Here is a 2137-nt window from a genome sequence, read left to right on the forward strand (position 1 = left end):
AGGTTGAGTCGAGGGGGGATATTATTCCCCGCCCCTCTCGGTTAGATCTGGGCGTGCGACTTTCACCGCACCCAGCTCCCGATGTTCTTGGCTTGCGCCTTTGCTCATGTGGGTATAATCGTGGCAGCTTTCGTGAACCGCTAAGAGGTTATTAGTTTTCGAGTTATTATGGTTTCCGTCTACATGGTGTAGATGTACCTTTTCGTCGCCTAGCATTTTTAAGCCACATTTCCCACATTTATGGTTTTGCCGTTTTAGGGCTTTAGAGGTTTCGCCGTTGTAGAGCTTGCTGTTACGCTCGCTCCAGTAGGCTATATCTCCGTCGTAAGGTGATTTCTCCCCTTTGACATTGACAAATTTGTTTTCGGAGTGAGGAACCGATGGGAATGCTTTATCAAGCAGTTTCTTGCTGGTGTAGCGAGATTGTTTTGATTCCTTATTGAATACCCTGAAAGCTCTTGTTTCGATGTGGTATAGCGAGTTGCGCGACCCGTCCATCTTGCAGAAGCGGTGGTAATTTCTCCAACCTCTGACCACGGGGGCTAATTTCTCAGCCTTGTCCGTAGCTCCATAATTCGAGTTGTTAACGATGTGTTTTACCTTCTGACGAAACGCTTTAAAATTGTCCGCTGATGGAACGCATCTAAATTTCCCGTTGTTTTGCACTTTGAAATGCCAGCCTAGGAAGTCAAATCCATCTGTCGTAGCAGTTAGTTTCGTTTTCTTTTCACTAACCTTCATGCCTCGTTCTGCCAGAAATTCGCTGACTTTATCAAGTATTGCCTTCGCATCGTCTTTAGGTTTCAGAATTATTACCATGTCATCCGCATAGCGAACTGATTGATGTATTTCCTCAATCCCATTGAGAGCGATATTGGCTAGTAATGGGCTTACCACGCCCCCTTGTGGGGTTCCTTGTTCGGGAAATTCTGGATTGACTCCTGATTTTAGACAGCGGAATATTCCGGTCTTAATGCCCCTTGGGGCGATGAGTTGTTCCATTATGCTGGTGTGGCTTATCCTGTCGAAGCATTTTTCGATATCGAGTTCGATAACCCGTTTTTCTATCCCATTGCTTATAGAGCGTAGATTCAGGAACAGAAATTTCTGCGCGTCATGCGCCGACCTTCCTGTTCTAAACCCATAACTCCTAGCGTGGAAAGTTGCTTCGTGTGCTGGCTCTAGCGCGTATTTTGCAAGGCATTGCCACGCTCTATCGGCGATAGTCGGTATCTTAAGGAGGCGGGTACTCCCATCCTTTTTAGGGATTGGTATTGAACGCAGCTTCTGGTGTTTCCACTTGTTGCTTTTGGCTCTAAGTTCTTCACTCAGGGCGAACCTTTCCTCAAATGTGAGTGAGGCTCTTCCATCGATTCCCGCAGTCTTTTTGCCAGCATTTAGTTGAGTTACTTGACGTATCGCCAACATTCTTGCAGCCCGAGATTTCAGAATTAGCTTTTGAAGGGACTTCGCTTTCTGCTTGTCTCCAACCTGAATCGCTTTATACACGCGCTTTTGTAGGCGGAATAAATTACGACGGAATTTCTTCCACGGTAACGTTTTCCAAGATTCACTAACATTGCTGTTGTGTCTAATCATGCTCTGCTCTAGTTTGTGTACTCTGAACACCTCAGACCAATTACGGTCTGTCCTACCCGAACTAAGGGAGTTCCGCTGCTCGTCTAGCCTACTTGGAGTTCGACTCCCCCTTGACCCTCAGCTCGTTTTTCTTCGTTCCCTCGGTTAGATTGATTGTTCCTTTAGGTGGAGCCATTTTAACTACTGGATTCCCTGGACTCTTGCCGATATTATCTCAATATTCGGCGGGAATAAAATTCCAGTGGAGTCGGGTGGTTGGTCTGTGTCCCGCTCTGGAGTAAGTTACTTTTCTAGGCTCTGTTTTCACCATCGGAACTCCCCATTAACGCCAGTGTCACCCCACATTGGATGTCTGATTGCGTCCTGTTCCCAGCTTCACTCTCCAAGAATCGAGCTTGGTCGGTGTGGGCAGATAGGGAGTCATACCTGAGTCTGGTAGAAGGGACTTGCACCCTTATCAGGCCGAGAGTTCAGCCTTGTGGCTGGAAACGCTATGTACGGACTGATTACCGTGATTCACGTTTCAACGAATCGCACT

1 protein-coding gene is annotated in these 2137 nt (G+C 47.0%); it reads right to left on the reverse strand.

Features of this window, described 5'->3' with window-relative positions; translation table 11 throughout:
• Nucleotides 1-21: 21 nt before the first annotated feature.
• A complete protein-coding gene (locus QUA24_RS27120; RefSeq protein ID WP_333233513.1) occupies nt 22-1599 on the reverse strand; it encodes a reverse transcriptase domain-containing protein in 1578 nt (525 codons plus the stop codon).
• Nucleotides 1600-2137 lie beyond the last annotated feature (538 nt).

This window comes from Microcoleus sp. Pol12B5, assembly GCF_036701335.1.
Lineage (GTDB): Bacteria > Cyanobacteriota > Cyanobacteriia > Cyanobacteriales > Microcoleaceae > Microcoleus.

What these genes read in the sequence shown, in the direction of transcription:
- QUA24_RS27120 (WP_333233513.1), bottom strand. Translation starts at nt 1,599, where the DNA reads ATGATTAGACACAACAGCAATGTTAGTGAATCTTGGAAAACGTTACCG.